This is a genomic window from Polaromonas sp. YR568 (genome assembly GCF_943369675.1).
Lineage (GTDB): Bacteria > Pseudomonadota > Gammaproteobacteria > Burkholderiales > Burkholderiaceae_C > Polaromonas.
In genome coordinates this window covers 129,672-146,587 of sequence record NZ_CALROB020000009.1, presented here as the reverse complement: position 1 = coordinate 146,587, position 16,916 = coordinate 129,672, and the positions used below count along the sequence as shown (strand labels likewise).

General features: G+C 64.7%; 14 protein-coding genes. 2 read left to right on the top strand and 12 right to left on the bottom strand.

All coding sequences use genetic code 11. From position 1 onward, the window contains the following. A partial coding sequence (locus ACLV8F_RS07020) for a TOBE domain-containing protein (protein ID WP_411883519.1) occupies positions 1-556 on the top strand: 556 nt, incomplete at its 5' end. Here ACLV8F_RS07020 and ACLV8F_RS07015 read toward each other — a convergent pair. Genes ACLV8F_RS07015 through ACLV8F_RS06990 form a run of 6 tightly spaced genes read right to left on the bottom strand, consistent with a single transcriptional unit; the run spans position 553 to position 5,130 of the window. Next, positions 553-1,293, bottom strand: coding sequence for a lysophospholipid acyltransferase family protein (locus ACLV8F_RS07015; RefSeq protein ID WP_411883518.1), 741 nt, complete (start codon positions 1,291-1,293; stop codon positions 553-555). The genes ACLV8F_RS07020 and ACLV8F_RS07015 overlap by 4 nt on opposite strands. Positions 1,294-1,308: 15 nt before the next feature. Then, positions 1,309-2,607, bottom strand: coding sequence for a dihydroorotase (locus tag ACLV8F_RS07010; RefSeq protein WP_411883517.1), 1,299 nt, complete (start codon positions 2,605-2,607; stop codon positions 1,309-1,311). Further along, positions 2,604-3,566, bottom strand: coding sequence for an aspartate carbamoyltransferase catalytic subunit (locus tag ACLV8F_RS07005; RefSeq protein WP_411883516.1), 963 nt, complete (start codon positions 3,564-3,566; stop codon positions 2,604-2,606). The genes ACLV8F_RS07010 and ACLV8F_RS07005 overlap by 4 nt, the downstream gene beginning before the upstream one ends. Positions 3,567-3,614: 48 nt before the next feature. After that, on the bottom strand, positions 3,615-4,127 hold the full coding sequence (gene pyrR / locus ACLV8F_RS07000) for a bifunctional pyr operon transcriptional regulator/uracil phosphoribosyltransferase PyrR (protein WP_411883515.1): 513 nt from the start codon (positions 4,125-4,127) through the stop codon (positions 3,615-3,617). After that, complete coding sequence (gene ruvX / locus ACLV8F_RS06995; RefSeq protein ID WP_411883514.1) at positions 4,124-4,546, bottom strand: Holliday junction resolvase RuvX; 423 nt, start codon at positions 4,544-4,546, stop codon at positions 4,124-4,126. The genes pyrR and ruvX overlap by 4 nt, the downstream gene beginning before the upstream one ends. Beyond that, positions 4,543-5,130: a YqgE/AlgH family protein gene (locus ACLV8F_RS06990; RefSeq protein WP_411883513.1), complete on the bottom strand. Its 588-nt coding sequence runs from the start codon at positions 5,128-5,130 to the stop codon at positions 4,543-4,545. Before ACLV8F_RS06990 ends, ruvX begins: the two co-directional genes overlap by 4 nt. 62 nt (positions 5,131-5,192) lie before the next feature. Between ACLV8F_RS06990 and ACLV8F_RS06985 the strand changes: the two genes are divergently transcribed. Then, on the top strand, positions 5,193-6,665 hold the full coding sequence (locus ACLV8F_RS06985; protein ID WP_411883512.1) for a cryptochrome/photolyase family protein: 1,473 nt from the start codon (positions 5,193-5,195) through the stop codon (positions 6,663-6,665). Positions 6,666-6,747: 82 nt separating this feature from the next. On the opposite strand, the gene ACLV8F_RS06980 is transcribed toward ACLV8F_RS06985, so the two are convergent. The 6 genes from ACLV8F_RS06980 to ACLV8F_RS06955 all read right to left on the bottom strand — a co-directional run bounded on the left by ACLV8F_RS06980 (position 6,748) and on the right by ACLV8F_RS06955 (position 16,853). Next, the gene (locus ACLV8F_RS06980; RefSeq protein ID WP_411883511.1) at positions 6,748-12,900 is read right to left on the bottom strand and encodes an Hpt domain-containing protein; all 6,153 of its coding nucleotides are present in this window, start codon (positions 12,898-12,900) and stop codon (positions 6,748-6,750) included. Positions 12,901-12,972: 72 nt separating this feature from the next. Continuing rightward, positions 12,973-15,261 carry a methyl-accepting chemotaxis protein gene (locus ACLV8F_RS06975; protein ID WP_411883510.1) on the bottom strand — a complete coding sequence of 763 codons (2,289 nt, stop codon included), beginning with the start codon at positions 15,259-15,261 and terminating at the stop codon, positions 12,973-12,975. A 30-nt stretch (positions 15,262-15,291) separates the two neighbouring features. After that, positions 15,292-15,822, bottom strand: coding sequence for a chemotaxis protein CheW (locus ACLV8F_RS06970; protein ID WP_411883509.1), 531 nt, complete (start codon positions 15,820-15,822; stop codon positions 15,292-15,294). A gap of 21 nt (positions 15,823-15,843) precedes the next feature. Then, positions 15,844-16,209, bottom strand: coding sequence for a response regulator transcription factor (locus ACLV8F_RS06965; RefSeq protein WP_411878026.1), 366 nt, complete (start codon positions 16,207-16,209; stop codon positions 15,844-15,846). Then, positions 16,209-16,607 carry a response regulator gene (locus ACLV8F_RS06960; protein ID WP_411878025.1) on the bottom strand — a complete coding sequence of 133 codons (399 nt, stop codon included), beginning with the start codon at positions 16,605-16,607 and terminating at the stop codon, positions 16,209-16,211. The genes ACLV8F_RS06965 and ACLV8F_RS06960 overlap by 1 nt, the downstream gene beginning before the upstream one ends. A gap of 72 nt (positions 16,608-16,679) precedes the next feature. Then, positions 16,680-16,853 (bottom strand): rubredoxin, encoded by a 174-nt coding sequence (locus ACLV8F_RS06955; protein ID WP_092131853.1) that lies wholly within the window; start codon positions 16,851-16,853, stop codon positions 16,680-16,682. Between the last annotated feature and the right edge of the window lie 63 nt (positions 16,854-16,916).

Sequence of the window (16,916 nt, the reverse complement as noted above, 5' to 3'; positions counted from 1 at the left end):
GGCGCACGAGGTGCGCGGCATCCTCAAGGCCGCCGGGGCGACCGCGCTGTTCGTCACGCACGACCAGCTTGAGGCCTTTGCCATCGGCGACCGCATCGGCGTGATGCACCAGGGCAAGCTACACCAGTGGGACGAGGCCTATGCGCTCTACCATCGCCCGGCCACGCGTTTTGTCGCCGACTTCATCGGCCACGGCGTGTTTGCGCAGGCCCACATCGAGCAGCGCGGGGACGACGTGGTGGTGCATACCGCGCTGGGCGACCTCACCGACATGCTGGAATGCCCCCTGCCGGGCGCCTATGCCGGCGGTTTGTGCGACGTGCTGCTGCGGGCCGACGACATCGTGCATGACGACAACGCGCCGGTGAAGGCGCAGATCCAGCGCAAGGCCTTTCGCGGCTCGGAGTTTTTGTACACGCTCAAGCTGCAGACGGGCGAGACGGTGATGGCGCATGTGCCTTCGCACCACAACCACGCACTGGGCGAGTGGATAGGGATACGGGCCGAGGTCGACCACGTTGTGACTTTTCCTCGCGAGGAAAGTGCCGCGCCTTAAGCCTGCAGCCGCAGCGCTTCGATATCTTCCCGCAGCGTCTGCGCCCAGACGCGCCGGGTCTGCCCTTGCGGTGCCTGCGGCTCCCCAAAGACCACCACCGCCTTGAGCGGCGGCGCCGTGAGCGTGCGCCAGATCGAGCCGGCCAGGGTTTCGTCGTCCACGTAGCTGGGCGCGAAACTGGTGGCACCGCTGGCGGCGTCGATGAATTTGAGCGCCACCGGCTGCACCGGCACCGAAGCCTCGATGGCCGCCTGGATCAGGTTGGCATGGAAGTGCTTGAGCGTGATGCCGTCACCGGTTGTTCCCTCTGGGAACACCGCCAGGATGTCGCCGGCCTGCAGGCGTTCTGCCATCTGCGTGACGACCCGGTGCGCGTCGCGGCGCGACTCGCGCTCGATGTACAAGGAGCCCGCGCCGTCGGACAGCGTGCGCACAAAAGGCCAGTCGCGCACGTCGGCCTTGGAGACAAAACGGCAGTGGCGCGAGGCATGCATCACGAGGATGTCCAGCCACGAAATATGGTTGGCCACCAGCAGCATCGGGCCGTGGGCGGGCGGCGTGCCCTTGACCACCAGTTCGATGCCGACGATGCGCAGCATGGCGCCGGCCCAGACCTGCACGCGCGCTTCCCTGTCGGCCTGTTCCAGTTTGGGAAAAACGGTTTTGATCGTCCAGAAACCCTGCACCGCGTGCACGGTGGCGCGCAGCAGCGTCCAGCAGAAACGGAGCCATCTCATGGGTTTGCGTGCGCCTCAGTGCGAAGCTTCGTAGGCGAGCTGCCCGCCCACCACCGTCCAGCGCACGCGCGCCGACATCTGGTGGCCGGTGAAAGGCGTGTGTTTGCCCTGGCTGCGCAGCGCGGCCGGCTCCACCGTCCATTCGCCCTTCGGGTCGAACACGCAGATGTCAGCCACGCCACCCTTGACCAGCCGGCCCGCGCTGCCCTGCAAGGTGCCCAGCGCATCGCTGAGCACGCGCGCGGGTTCGCTGGTCAACACCGCCAGCGCGCGCAGCAGCCCGGCTTCGCTGTCGCTGCCCCATTTGCAGGCCAGGCCCAGCAGCAATTCCAGCCCGGTGGCGCCCGGCTCGGCCTCGGCAAAGGGCAAAGTCTTGGCGTCTTCGTCGACCGGCGTGTGGTCGGACACCAGCGCATCGATGGTGCCGTCGGCCAGGCCCTGGCGTATGGCGTCGCGGTCGCGCTGCTGGCGCAGCGGCGGGTCCAACCGCATGCGGCTGTCGAAGTAGCCGATGTCCACGTCGGTCAGGTGCAGGCTGTTGATGCTGACGTCGCAAGTCACGGCCAGGCCTTCCGTCTTGGCCCTGGCGACCAGCGCCACGCCCGCGGCGCTGCTGATGCGGCACAGGTGCACGCGCGCGCCGGTGGCGCGCACCAGCTCAAAAATCGTGTGCAGCGCAATCGTCTCGGCCGCGACGGGCACGCCGCCCAGGCCCAGGCGCGTGGCCAGCGCGCCGCTGGCGGCCACGCCCTGGCCCAGGTACAGCTCCTGAGGCCGCAACCACACGGTGTAGCCGAAGGTGGAGGCGTATTGCAGCGCGCGCATCATGACCTGGGTGTTGGCCAGCGGCACTTCGGCCTGGCTGAAGCCGACGCAGCCGGCTTCCGTCAGCTCGACCATCTCGGTCAGCGTCTCGCCCTTGAGCGCGCGGGTCAACGCGCCCAGCGGGAACACGCGCGACTGGTGCAGTTTTTCGGCGCGGAACTTGAGCATCTCCACCAGACCCGGCTCGTCGAGCACCGGGTCGGTGTCGGGCGGGCAGACCAGGCTGGTCACGCCGCCGGCGACAGCCGCCGCCAGTTCGCTTTCAAGCATGCCTTCATGCTCATGACCGGGCTCGCGCAGCCGCGCCGACAGGTCGACCAGGCCGGGCGCAACGATGCAGCCGGTGGCGTCTATGGTCTTGTTGGGCGCGAAATCGGCCGGCGTGTTTTTGAGCGAGACGATGCGGCCCGCGGCAATCGCCACGTCGCAGGTTTCGTCGAAGTTGGAGCCGGGGTCAATGACGCGGCCGTTTTTAATCAGTATCTTCATGCTTCGTTTCCTGCGACTATGCTCATGACGGCCATACGCACGGCGATACCGAATGTGACCTGCGGCAAGATCACGCTCTGCGCGCCGTCGACCACGGCGGAGTCGATTTCGACGCCGCGGTTGATGGGGCCCGGGTGCATCACGATGGCATCGGGCTTGGCAAGCTGCAGCTTCTCGGTGGTCAGGCCGAAGCTCTTGAAGAACTCCTGGCTGCTGGGCAGCAGCGCGCCCGACATGCGCTCGTTCTGCAGGCGCAGCATGATAATCACGTCGGCGCCCTTGATGCCTTCTTCGAGCGTGTTGCACACGCGCACGCCCATCTGCGCCATGTCGGCCGGCACCAGGGTCTTGGGGCCGACCACGCGCACCTCGGGGCAGCCCAGTGTGGTCAGCGCGTGGATGTCGGAGCGCGCCACGCGCGAGTGCAGCACGTCGCCGACGATGGCGACGGTCAGGTTGCTGAAATCTTTTTTGTAGTGCCGGATGGTGTACATGTCCAGCAGGCCCTGGGTGGGATGCGCGTGGCGGCCGTCGCCGGCGTTGATCACGTGCACGTGCGGGGCGACGTGCTGGGCGATCAGGTAGGGCGCGCCGGATTCGCTGTGGCGCACCACGAACAGGTCGGCGGCCATGGCGCTCAGGTTGGCGATGGTGTCCAGCAGCGACTCGCCCTTGGAGGCCGAGGAGCGCGCGATGTCCAGGTTGATGACGTCGGCCGACAGCCTGGTGGCGGCGATCTCGAAGGTCGTGCGGGTGCGCGTGGAGTTTTCGAAGAAGAGGTTGAAGACGCTCTTGCCGCGCAGCAGCGGGACTTTTTTGACTTCGCGGTTGTTGACGCTGACGAAGTTGGCGGCGGTGTCCAGGATTTGCGTCAGCGTGGCCTTGGGCAGGCCTTCGATGGACAGCAGGTGGATCAGCTCGCCGTTTTTATTGAGTTGCGGGTTTCGTCGGTACAGCACGGTGTGGACTCCTCTTGTTCTGTTATGGGTCTCGTAGTTTGGATGGCGTCAGGCCTGGTGGTCCTGCACCTGGAAGCTGAACTTGCCGTCTTCGGCGCGCGCCAGTTCCAGCGACTGCGAAGCCGGCAGGGCCACCCGCGCGACGGCAAGGTCGGGCTGCACCGGCAGCTCGCGCCCGCCGCGGTCCACCAGCACCACCAGCTTGACGCTGGCGGGCCGGCCGTAGTCGAAGAGTTCGTTGAGCACCGCGCGTAGGGTGCGGCCGGTGTACAGCACATCGTCGACCACGATCAGGTGGGCGCCGTTAACGTCGAAGGGCAGCGAGGTCTGCCCGCTGGAGGCCAGGCCGCGCTGCGAAAAATCGTCGCGGTGCATGGAGGACGACAGGATGCCGGCTTCGGCGGCCAGGCCCAAATCTTTTTGCAGGCGCTGCGCCAGCCAGGCGCCGCCGGAGGCCACGCCGACCAGCATGGGCGGTGTGGGATAGGACGCGAGTTGCTGGCGCATGCCGCGCAGCAGATCGCTGTACAGCGCCTCGGCGTCCAATGTCAGGCTGCTCATGGAAGACTCCTTAAAAACTGCTCGAGGATGATGCAGGCCGAGGCTGCGTCGGCGTCAAGCGCGCCGCCGGCCAGCGCCTCGGTAGTGCTATAGCGCTCATCGACCTCGAAGACCTGCAGGCCGAAACGGCCGCGAAGCTGGCGGGCGAACTTCTGCGCCCGCAGGGTATTGTCGTGGCTCGCGCCGTCGGGATGAAAGGGAACGCCGACCACCAGTGCGTCGGGCTGCCACTCCTTGATGCGCGCCTCGACGGCCTTGAGGCGGGCATCGCTGCCTTCGGCGGAAATGGTGGCTTGCGGCGAGGCGGTGCGCGTGAGCACATTGCCGGTGGCCACGCCGGTGCGCTTGAGACCGAAGTCGAAAGCCAGAAAGGTTTGGAGGCGAGTAGCCTGAGGGGAAGGCATGGCCGCCAGGCTCATGCGTGGCCGGCCTCGGGGGAGAGCATCCAGCTTTGGAGGCCCAGCAGCATGAGCGCCTTGTCGTAGCGCTGCTCGACCGGCGTGTCGAAGATGACGCCGACGTCGGCGGCGACCGTGAGCCAACTGTTGTCGGAGATCTCGGATTCGAGCTGGCCTTCGCCCCAGGCCGAGTAGCCGAGCGAGACAAACACGCGGCGCGGGCCGGCGCCCGTGGAGAGGGCTTCCAGCACGTCCTTGGAAGTCGTCATTTCAAGGCCGCCGGGAATCGTCATGGTCGAGGCATAGACCGATTCGTTGCCGGGCATCATGGATTCGTGGAGTACAAAACCGCGCTCGGTCTGGACCGGGCCGCCCTGGAACACCGGGGTTTGCGTCAGGTCGTCGCGGCGCAAGGGCAGCTCGACCTTGTCGAACAGGTTTTTGAGGCTGATGTCGCTGGGCTTGTTGATGACCAGCCCCAGCGCGCCCCTGTCGCTGTGTTCGCACATATAGACCACGCTTTTGGCAAAAGCTTCGTCGTCCATGCCCGGCATGGCGATGAGGAAGTGATGCGTGAGGTTGATCGATGCGGAATCCGTGGCCATGCCGGGATTTTACGCGCACTCGAAAGTACCGTGGGCGGCTTTGCTTTCGCTACCATCCCATCATGCAAAAGAAATACCAGGCCGGCCTGATCTGGTTCAGGCGCGACCTGCGGGCCACGGACAACGCCGCGCTGCACCACGCGCTGAAAGCTTGTAAGCAGGTTTTTTGTGTCTTTGTGTTCGACCGGGACATCCTGGACACCCTGCCCCGCGCCGACCGCCGCGTGGAATTCATCCATGAATCCGTGCTGAGCCTGGACGGCCAGCTACGGCGGCTGGGCGACGCGAACGGCAGCCCGCATGCGGGCCTCATCGTGGTGCATGACCATGCCGGCAACGCCCTGCCCCGGCTGGCCGCGGAACTGGCCGTCGACGCCGTCTTTGCCAACCATGACGACGAACCCCAGTCCCTGGCGCGCGACGCCGCCGTGCAGGCCGCGCTGCAAGCCCAAGGCGTGGCTTGGCACAGCTTCAAGGACCATGTGATTTTTGAGCGCCAGGAAGTGCTGACACTGGCGGGCAAGCCCTACACGGTGTTCACGCCCTACAAAAACGCCTGGCTCAGGAAGGTGGATGATTTTTACCTCAAGGCGTACCCGATAGAACGCTACGCGGCGGCGCTGGCGGCCGTGCCTGATGAAAAGCGCACCATCCCTTCTTTGGCCGGACTCGGTTTTGAAAAAACCAATCTGTCGGCGTTGAAGATACCGACCGGCAGCGAGGGTGGCGCCAGGCTTTTTGAGGACTTCCGCGGCCGCATGGCGAATTACAAGGCAACGCGCGACTTCCCGGCCGTCAAGGGGCCCAGCTACCTCGGCGTGCACCTGCGCTTCGGCACGGTGTCTATCCGGCAAATGGCCGCGGCGGCCCTGAGCCCCGAACACCGCGACAGCGAGGGCGCGGCGACCTGGCTCAGTGAACTGGTCTGGCGCGATTTTTATGCGCAGATCCTGAGCAACTTCCCGCATGCCGTCGACAGCGCGTTCAAGCCGGAATACGACGCGATTCAATGGGAAAGTGGTGAGCAAGCCGACGCGCTTTTCCGCGCCTGGTGCGAAGGCCGCACCGGCTACCCGCTGGTCGACGCCACCATGGCGCAGATCAACCAGACCGGTTATATGCACAACCGCCTGCGCATGGTGACGGCGAGCTTCCTCGTGAAAGACCTGGGAATCGACTGGCGCCGGGGCGAGCGCTACTTTGCCGAGAAGCTCAATGACTTCGACCTCTCGGCCAACAACGGCGGCTGGCAGTGGGCGGCCAGCACCGGCTGCGACGCCCAGCCTTATTTCCGTATTTTCAACCCGGTCAGCCAGAGCGAGAAGTTCGATGCGGACGGCGGCTTCATTCGCCGGTACGTGCCGGCGCTGGCCAGGCTGCCCGCCGCCGCCATCCACAGCCCCTGGCTGGCCGGGCCGCTGGAGCTGGCCGCCGCGGGTGTGGTGCTGGGCAAGGATTACCCATTACCCATCGTGCGGCACGACGAAGCCCGGGCAGTGACACTGCAGCGTTATGCGGTGGTGAAGAAAGCCTGAGGCAAGAACCTGAGATGGCCGCTCTCGTGACAGGAGCGGCTTGCGCGGATTCCGCCTGCGCCGCAGGCGGAACCGTGCGAGTTCACGCGGAGATCGCGGTCTCGGCGGCGCAGTAGTGGCGCACCAGACTCATCAACTCTTCTTCGGAGTATGGCTTGCCCAGGTAGTGGTCAACGCCGAGTTCCTTGGCATGCTCGCGGTGCTTTTCAGCGATCCGCGAGGTGATCATGATGATGGGCAGGTTGTTCAGCCGCACGTCGGCGCGGATGTTGCGCGCCAGGTCGAAGCCGTCCATGCGCGGCATTTCGATGTCGGACAGCACCACGGCCGGCCGCTCTTCCTGCAGGCGTTCCAGCGCTTGCAGGCCGTCGGCCGCCATGGAGACGCGGTAGCCTTCACGCTGCAACAGGCGCTGCGTGACGCGGCGCACGGTGATGGAATCGTCGACCACGAGGATCAGCGGAATCTGCGGCGCGACCGGCATCAGCACAGCGGCCTTCGCGGTGCTGCCGCCGCCGGCTTCTTCCAGCATGTGCGGCTCGGCGCTGTCCGTGCTCCAGGCGCGGGCCTGCTGGCCGTACACGGATGCCAGCGCAACCGGGTTGTAGATCAGCACCACGGCGCCCGAAGCCAGCACGGACATACCCGCCAGGCCCGGCAGGCGCGACAGCTGCGGCCCGAGATTCTTCACCACAACTTCCTGGTTGCCCAGCACTTCATCGACGTGCAAGGCAATGCGCTGCGCGGCGCTTCGGAAAATCACGACAGGCGTGGTCTTGCCCTGGGGTTCAGCGCTGCGGTGCGAGGCTTGCAGCAAGGCGCCCGACCAGAAGAAGGGAACGGCTTCGCCGGCGACGTCGAGCGTGCCGGTGTTGTAGGCCTGTTGCAATTCCTTGGCGGTCGCGCGGCGAACGGTCTCCACCACGTTGGCGGGCACGCCCACCGAGAGGGTGCCGGCACGGATCATCACCACCTGCGTCACAGCCGTGGTCAGCGGCAGCACCAGCTTGAAGTGGGTGCCTTTGCCGGTGACGGTGGACGTTTCAATCCGGCCGCCCAGCGAGTTGACTTCGGAACGGACCACGTCCATGCCGATGCCGCGGCCGGCCAGTTCGGTCACTTGCGCGGCGGTGGAGAAGCCGGGCATGAAAATCAGGTTGGCGGCGTCGCTGTCTTCCAGCGGCTGGTCCGGCGTGATCATGCCCAGGCTGATGGCTTTTTCGCGGATACGGCGCAGGTCCAGGCCGGCGCCGTCGTCGCTGAAGTCGACCGAGACGTCATTGCCTTCCTGGCGCAGGTGCACGGTGATCAGGCCGACCGGGTCCTTGCCGGCGTTGGTGCGGGTCTCTGTGCTTTCAATGCCGTGGGCCACGCAGTTGCGCAGAAGATGCTCAAACGCGGGCGTCATACGGTCCAGCATGCCGCGGTCCATCTCGATGGTGCCGCCCAGCAGGTCCAGCTTCACCTGTTTGCCGGTTTCCTTGGAGGCCTGGCGCACCACGCGGTACAGGCGTTCGGAAATGCCTTCGAACTCCACCATGCGCGTGCGCAGCAGGTCGCGCTGCAATTCGCGGGTCTGGCGGGCCTGGGCGATCAAGTCATCCTCGGTGGCTTCCACCGTGCGCTGCAAGGTGCGCTGCACGGTCGCCACGTCATTCACGGATTCGGCCATCATGCGCGTCAGTTCCTGCACGCGGGTGAAGCGGTCGAACTCGAGCGGATCGAACCCGGCCTGGGCCTCTTTGGCCTGCGCCAGCCGCGACTGCATCTGGGTTTCAGCCTGCAGCTCGATGTCGCGCAGCTGCTGGCGCAAGCGGTTCAAGTTACCGCTCATGTCGTTCAGGGAGCCGCGCAGCTGGCCGAGTTCGGCTTCCAGGCGCGAACGCGTGATCATCACCTCGCCGGCCTGGTTGACCATGCGGTCCAGCAACTGCGAGCGCACGCGTATCGATGCGTTGGCGGCCTGCCGCAGGGGCTGCATGGCCATGGTTTGCGGGGCAGGCACCGTGAGTTTGCGGGAGCCGGTGGCTGCGGCCGGCGCGGCACTTTCCGCGGCTGCTTCCTGGACATCCGCGGCAGCAGCTTCAGCAGGCGCGGCGGCTTCAAGTTCGGCAGCGGCGATAGTGGCAAGGGGAACCAGCGGCACCGGTGCGGCGGCGGCAGCCGCATCGGCGTGGCGCAGCGCTTCGAACGCGGCTTCCATCGCGTCAAAGCGGTTGATCAGCGGTTCGAATTCCGCCGAGGCGGCGGCATCGGAGCCGAGGAACTCGATCTCGGATTCAATCCGGTGGGCCATTTCACCAAGGCGCAGGGCGCCGGCAAGCCGGGCGCTGCCCTTGAGCGTATGGAGTGCACGCAGCACCTCATTGCGCGCGCCCTTGTTGTCGGGCCGCGCGGACCATTGCCGAAGCGCGCCGCCTAGCTGGGGCATCAATTCAGCGCCTTCTTCTTCAAAAATCGGGAACAGGTCGGGGTCGATCGCGTCGACCGCATCGATTTCCTCGTCTTCGTCATCCGCCAAACTCTGGGCGGCCGGCGCGGGAGCCGGCGTGACCGAGCGCACGGGAGGCGCGACAAACGAGACCGGCGGCGGCACAGGTGTAGCCGCTACGGGTGCAGGCGCGCGAGCTTCGGTGACCGGCGCGGCTTCGATGGCTCGTGCCACCACCACTTCAGGCTCGGGCAGCGGATCGGCCTGTGAAACCAGTTCTTCGGAGTCAGCGGCTTCAGGCGCGAAATCGAAGTCGGAGAGATCGGTGCCCGGGGGCAGAACCGAATCGGAGAAGTCGAGTTGCTTCAAGCGATCCAGGACGCTGGCATCCGGCTCCTTGAGGAAACCGGCGGCGAATTGGTGCAGCAGCCTGCGGATGTCTTCCGCCGCGTCCACAAACACCTGCCCGTACTTGACGGCGCCGTTGCTGTGGTGCGCGCGGGATTGCTGCAGGGCATGCTCGAGTGCGCGAGCCATTTCGGACAGGGCGTCGAAGCCGACCGTGGCGGAGCTGCCGGCCAGGGAGTGGGCCAGGGCCACGGTGGAGTCGCTGACCGGCTGGTTGCGCTCGAGCGACCATTCGGCCACTTCCGTCACCAGTCTGCGCGACCATTCGTCGGCTTCGTTGAGGTACACGTTGTAAAGCGGAATGCCGATGCGCAAAGCGCCTATGACCTTGATCTGTTCATCCCCATTGCCTTCGGCCGACAGCACGCTGTCGCTTGCCTCGACGGTGTCCAGGGCATCAAGCGCCTCGACGGCCTCAGCGCGCTGGACCGGTGCGGGTTCGGGCGATGCGTCGAACGAGAAGTCGGCGGCAAAGTCGTCTGCCTTGGCGGGCTCGGCCGCCGCAGGCGCGTCGGCCTGGAAGTGCCTGGCAAAATCCGCGTCGGACAGCTCGATGGCTTCTCCGGCGTCCTGCTCCAGCGACGGACCGGTATCGGCCGCGGCAACAGGCACCACGGTAATTTCGGCATTCGCGGAAAGCCCGGAAAGGCTGTCGAAATCGATGCCCGCAATTTCCGCCGCAGGCTCGCCCACAACTTCAGCGGGCTTGGATTGCGCGGCGGCGTCAACGCCTTCAAACACCAGGTCAAAGTCCAGATCGGTGAGGGCAGCAGGAGCTTCAGCCGTCGCCGCGCTGGTCTCGGACACACCGGCATCCAGTTCGAACTCGGGCATGGAAAACGATTCGGCGGCCGCAGCCGGTTCCACAGCGGCAGTTGCTTCGGCAGGCGCGGGGCTTGCCGCCGCTTCAGTCTTGGCGGCCGGGGCCAGCGGGCTGTAACGCCCTTCGGTGCGCATGGCGTCGGCGCTGGCGCGGAAGGCCGAGGCCGACCAGGCGCCGTCCTGGTTCGCGGCGATGTCTGCGATCCAGCTTGCGAAACCATTCATGGCCTCAGTCGACAGGGCCCTGAACTCATCGGTGGTGGCCTTCTGGTCGGCCAGCCAGCTGTTGAGCATTTGCTCCAGCGACCAGGCGGCTTCGCCGAATTCATTGAGCCCCACCATGCGCGAGCTGCCCTTGAGCGTGTGAAAGGCGCGCCGCAAGACGGTGAGCTGCGAAATATCGGCAGGGTCGCTGGCCAGCGCGGCCAGGGCTTCCTGGCCGTTGCCGACCACTTCGCGCGCTTCTTCCAGGAAGATGTCGCGCAGGTCGTCTTCTTCAAAGTCGTCGGACCCGGCCTGGCTTTCAGGCACGGCGGGCGCCGGCGCGACGGTGAATGCCAGCGTCGTCAAGGCGGTGGCGGCCGCGTCGGCATTGCTGCCCGATACGGCGGCGGACGCTTCGCGCGCGGTTTGGGCCAGGGCCGGCTGCTCGGCCAGGGCCGCATGGGTCGCCAGGGTGTCAAGCTTGACGGTGAGGCTGGCTTCCGCTTCGCCGTGGCCGGCGTCCTGCACCACGGAGATGACTTCCTGGGACAGCATGTCGTTGTTGACGGAGACCGCCGAGGCGGCGCTAGCCGCGTTGAGCGTGCGGCCCATCAGCGGCCGGAGTTCACCCTTTGCATCGTCGTAGACAAAGAGTTTCTTCGCCAGCGCCGGCTGGTAGTTCAGCATGTCGATCAGGAAACTCAGGGCGCCCAGGTTGTTGCCCAGGTGTTCAAACGTGCCCGCGGCACGCGCCATTTGTTCGTCGATTTCGGTGACCAGCATCTGCTCGACGCTGTCGCGCATGCGCAGCACCGCGTGGGAGGCCTGGTCCAGCCCCAGCACGGACAGCACGCCGCGCATCTGGGACAACTGGCCGGGAACGGATTGCAGTGCCGCCTTGTCTTGCGGGTTGCGAAAGAACACGTCCAGCGATTTTTCGAGCTCGCCCAGCGAAATGCGCAACTCGCCAACCACACTGCCCATGGTCTGCTTGTCGCTGACGCGGCGATAGAGCTCTTCCATCCAGCCTTCCAGCGGCTGGGGCTGCCCGCCGGCCCTGACGCCTTCGAGGCGCTCAGCCAGGTTGGCGGTACGCACCGCCAGTTGCGGGTCGTTGGGATCCAGGTCGTCGAAAGCGGCTTCCAGGTAGAGCACCGAGGTCGCCACTTCCATGGCCAGCTCAATGCCGGGCGCATGGCCCGAACGCACCGTCGTGTCAACGGCGCGCGTCAGGGCCTGGGCCAGCGGTTCGCTTTGGGGATGGAGCTTGAGCAGCGAGTCGGTCACCAGGCTGAACTGGTCGGCCACCGACTTGAATTTGTTGGCATCTCCGGCAGACAGCGAGGACCAGGTTTCCTTGGCCGAGGTGATGCGCTTGCGGGCCTGCGCCAGCAAAGCCGGGTCGAAACGCCCGAACTGGACGAGTTCGTAATCAACCGGCTTGAACCGGTTCAGGCCGTAGGCCGAGCGGACGGTGGACAGCACGGGCGTGTCGCTGGCACGCGCGGAAACCGCTTGCGAGCAGAAAAACAGCAGGTCCTGGGCCAGCCGTTCCGATACGGCCGTGTCGCCCTTGGCCAGCGAGGCGTACTGCATCAGGACGCGCGAGGCCGCGCGCCTGACGTAGACGTCCGAGCCCAGCAGTTCGTTGGCAACCGCTTCAAAATACGCGGCGGCGATTTTCCAGAAAATCCTGGGCTGGCGATCCGCCTGCCTGGCGGCAAATCCAAGGCTCAGTTCCTTGAGGTTTTTGGCGGCTTGCGGCGCCTTGCCCTTCATGATCTGAAGCACCGACTGGTCCAGCACGCCACGCGCGCTGTCGTCGTAATTGCGCGGTTCGGCCGCGGACGGCAGTTCCGGCTCCAGCCAGCGCCACTCGAAAGGCCACAGGTCGGCGGGATGGATGCGGTCGGCCCGCACCAGCTCCTGCACGTCGCGGTATTGGGGGAAAAGGGACACCGCCGAGACACGCTTGTCGGCCAGCACGCCTTCGAGGTATTCAGTCAGCGCAAAGCTGGCCCGTTCGATTTTGCCGGCCGCGTCCTGGTTGCACTGGTCGGGTTGCTGAACAAACTTCTGCACCGCGGCTTCCATGGCGCGCAGCACCAGCGCGGGCCCCGCGAGGCCGACCATCTCGAGCGCGCCCACCGCCTGGTGCAGTTGCTGGCGGGCAATCCGCAGCTGGCTGGCATCGATGGCCGTGAGATCGGAACCGCGCGCGGCTTCGGCATCCCGCACGAAACGCTTGAGGGCCTTGGCGGCGCCATCCAGCGACTTGCGAAGCTCATCGAGCACCCATGCGAGGGGGCCCAGGTCATTGACGGCAAGGTCGAGCTCGGCAGCAGTTGAGTTCGTGACGTTGGATTGCATAGATAACGGGCCGGTTCAGAAATCGGTGTCAGAGGCTAAGGCGGCGGTCAGCGCACGACAGGCAAACGGTCATCAGGCGATCTTGAATCGGGACACCGACTGGCGCAGCTCTTCAGCCATGCGGGAAAGGTCGCGCACCTGCTGCGCCGTGGAACGGGTACCTTCTCCGGTTTGTTCCGTCACCGCGAAAATGTGCTGGATGTTGCCGGCCACCACGTTGGCCGATGCGGCTTCGCGGGAGGCGGAGTTGGAAATCTGCTCAATCAGCTCAGCGAGGCGGCGTGACACCTGGTCAATCTCGGTCAGCGCGGTACCCGCGTTGTCGGACAGTTTGGCCCCTTCCACCACACCCTGCGTGGAGCGTTCCATAGCGGCCACGGCATCCTGCGTGTCGGTCTGAATGGCTTTCACCAGGGCCGAAATCTGGCGCGTCGCATCTGCGGAGCGCTCAGCCAGCCGCTGCACTTCTTCCGCAACCACCGAGAAGCCTCGTCCGGCTTCACCGGCGGACGCCGCCTGGATGGCCGCGTTCAGCGCCAGCACGTTGGTCTGTTCGGTAATGTCGGAAATCAGCTCGGTAATTTCACCAATCTCCTGGGACGATTCGCCCAGCCGTTTAATCCGCTTGGAGGTTTCCTGAATCTGGTCGCGGATGGAGTTCATACCGCCGATGGCGTTCTGCACGGCCTGCAGGCCGGATTCTGCGGCGGTCAGCGATTGGCGCGCCACCTGGGAAGATTCCTGCGCCTGCGTGGACACTTCATTGATTCGGGACGCCATGTCGAGCACCGACTGGCCGGTTTCGCGAATCTCGCGCAGCTGTTCGGTGGACGCCGCCAGCAGTTCGGTGGAGGTGCTTTCCACCTGCGCCGTCGTTTGCGCAACGCGCGTTGCCGTGTTCTGCACGTTACCCACCAGCTGTCGCAACTCTTCCACCGTGTAGTTCACCGAGTCGGCGATGGCGCCGGTAATGTCTTCGGTCACGGTCGCTTCCTGCGTCAAATCGCCCTCAGCCACTGTCTGCAACTCATTCATCAAACGCAAAATGGCGGCCTGGTTGGCGTCGTTGACGCGCTTGGCGTCCTGCTCCTGGCCCTTGGCTTCCTGACGCTGCGTTTCCGCAACCGCCTGGCGCTGCTGGCTGTCCAGCACCTGCAGACGGGCCAGGCCCGCCGCGCACAAGAGCGCAAAAGCGGCGGCGGCGGCCAGAATACCCAGCGAGGTGACGCTCAAGCCGGTTTGCACCGACAGCTTGCCCTGCAGGTCTTCCAGGCCGCGGCGAAGCGGTTCGCTGTCGGCAATGATGGAGGACTGCGCTTCACGCGCGGACACCAGGCCCTGCAAGTTGCCCAGAATGGCGCCGGCTTGCACGCGCGTCTGTTCGTAGAGAGCCATCAGCGCGTCAAGGCGCTCACGGGTTTGCGGGTCTTTGGAGCCGGCCAGGCGAAGCTCGGGGCTGCCTTCCTGCAGGCCCTGGGCGATTTCCTTGAACGAGTTCAAATCCTTGCCCAGCAAGAACACGGCTTCAGGGCTCACGCCTTCCATCGTCAGGAACTCATTGGCGGATTTACCGATACGCTGGGTCAACATCACCAGCTGGCCGGAGGCGGAAATTTCAGCCGGCGCCGCATTCTGCTGGAGCTTCAGCGACGACACGGTTTCAGCGATTTCCAGCAGGTCGGAAGACTGGCGGTTAATGGTGCGCAGCGCGTTGCCCACCTGGGTCAGAATGTTCTGCTGTCCCATCACGGTTTTGGCGTTCTTTTCAGCGCGTTCCATGAAGGGGGTGACTTTTTCCACGTCGGGCTGCAGGTCTTCGCTGACCGGCGCCAGGCGCAGGCTTTCCTCGCCGGCCTTCAGGCCGCGCACCGTCTTGGCCAGCACGTCGGAGCTTTCGCGCACGTCGGGGAAGGCCTGGGCGCTGCCCACCAGCGCCTGCGACACCGATTTCGCCAGGCGCTGCGACTGCATCAGGGACTGGCCGGTTGCCGCCACCTGTTGAGCCACTTTGTCCGCCTGGCTCAGCGCCAGGAAAGTCACCGTACCCAGAACCGCGACCGAAATGGCCAGGAAAAACACCAGAATCCGCTGATGCTGGCCGATGGTCCGGCGGCCCAGTCCGGGCAGGCTCAGGAGTTCGGGGTTGGCGGCTACCGATTCCTCGGCTGTCGCAATGCGGGTGGAGCCAAAAGCATCATCATTGCCATCCGCCCGCCGGGCTGTTGCGGTCTGCAGGGAGGCTTCATCCATGGCGCCGGTCGCCAGGGGGTCCGGCGTGCCGACGGAAGCCATGTCCATGCTGTCCTCGGGCTGGACGGACTTGGTTTTAAATAGCTTCTGGATATTTTCAATAACAGACATGGTGAGCCTTCCGGGGAGAAACAGTGTGCGCTATGCGCCTATCGTCAAAAAATGCGCTTGCTGGGCAAGCAACTGAAGGTTGATTTCCTGCCAGGTTGCACCGTTAAGGTCCACATACTGGTTGCCGAAGAAATCCGGGGCGTCGGGGGCTTTTTCGGAGAAATCGCTGAACGCATCCTGGTTGCGCAAGCCGGAGAGCTTGTCGATCAGCAGCGCGCAGTTGACTTCCAGCGCGGCGTTGAGCGCCACAAGCCTGGAATCGGTGCGCGCGAGTTCGTTTTTGGGGGGCGGCGCCTTGCCGCTCACGTAGCTGGCGAGATCCACGACGCCGAACAGGCCGCCCCGCAAGTTGGCAACGCCGGCGAACCAGTCCTGCGTGTAGGGAACCGGCTGCGTGCTGACCCAGGGAAAAATTTCACCGGACTGGCTCAGCGGAAACAGGTATTTCTTCCCGCCCGCTTCCACGGCCAGCCATGACGCGGCGACGCCTTGCGTCCGCGCAATCTGCAACCTGTCGGCCAGCCGGGTTTGGAGCTCTCTAAGGGCTTGTCTGTTCGCCATGCTTTGGTTTTACGCCCGTATTCAGCCGAGGGCCTTGATTTTGGCCATCAGCTCGTCCGCGTCCACCGGCTTGGTGATGTAGTCGCGGGCACCCTGGCGCATACCCCAGACCCTGTCGGTTTCCTGGTTCTTGCTGGTGCACATCATGATGGGGATGTCGGAATACAGCGGGTCGCGCGTGATGGCACGCGTGAGCTGGAAGCCGTTTTGCCCGGGCATCACCACATCCATGAGGATCAGCTCGGGTTTGTCTTCTGCGAGGCGCCTGAAGGCATCTTCCGCATTTTCAGCAGTTTTGACTGAAAAACCATTTTTAACCAGCAAATCGGTCAAAAACATCAATTCGGTTTTGGAGTCGTCAACTACCAGTATTTTCTTGATTGCCATCACACTACTCCTTGTTTTGCACTGCCAAGCTCCTGAACGGTCTGCAGCAGCTGATCTTTTGTAAAAGGCTTGGTCAGGTAGTCTTGCGAACCCACCATGCGACCGCGCGCCTTGTCGAATACGCCGTCCTTCGAGGACAGCATCACAATGGGAACGTTGGAAAACTTCACATTGCGTTTGATAATCGCACAGGTTTGATAGCCGTCGAGGCGAGGCATCAAAATGTCGCAGAAAATCAGGTTGGGCTCGTAGTCGTTGACCTTGGAGAGGGCATCAAACCCGTCCTCGGCCAGCAACACTTCATGCCCTCCCTGCTTCAGGAAAATCTCGGCGCTACGCCGGATGGTATTGCTGTCATCGATGACCAAAACCTTCAGTCCGGAACTGGGAATGCTCACTGCCTATGCTCCTCTTGTTGCAGGCGCCGGCGGGTACGCCGGTCTGCGGTTGTCCAGGCTGACACCTGAACCCTATATCTGAACCATTTCAAAATCTTCCTTGCGCGCCCCGCATTCGGGGCAGGTCCAGTTCATGGGCACTTGGGCCCATGGCGTCCCGGCGGCGATGCCGTGCTCGGGCGCGCCGGCAGCTTCGTCATAAATCCACCCACAAATTAAACACATCCACGTCATTGATTGAGTCACAGCTTAAGTTGCCTTCGAATAGAATGCAACAATTGTATCGAGGCGGCGTTGCTTATTCGCGTA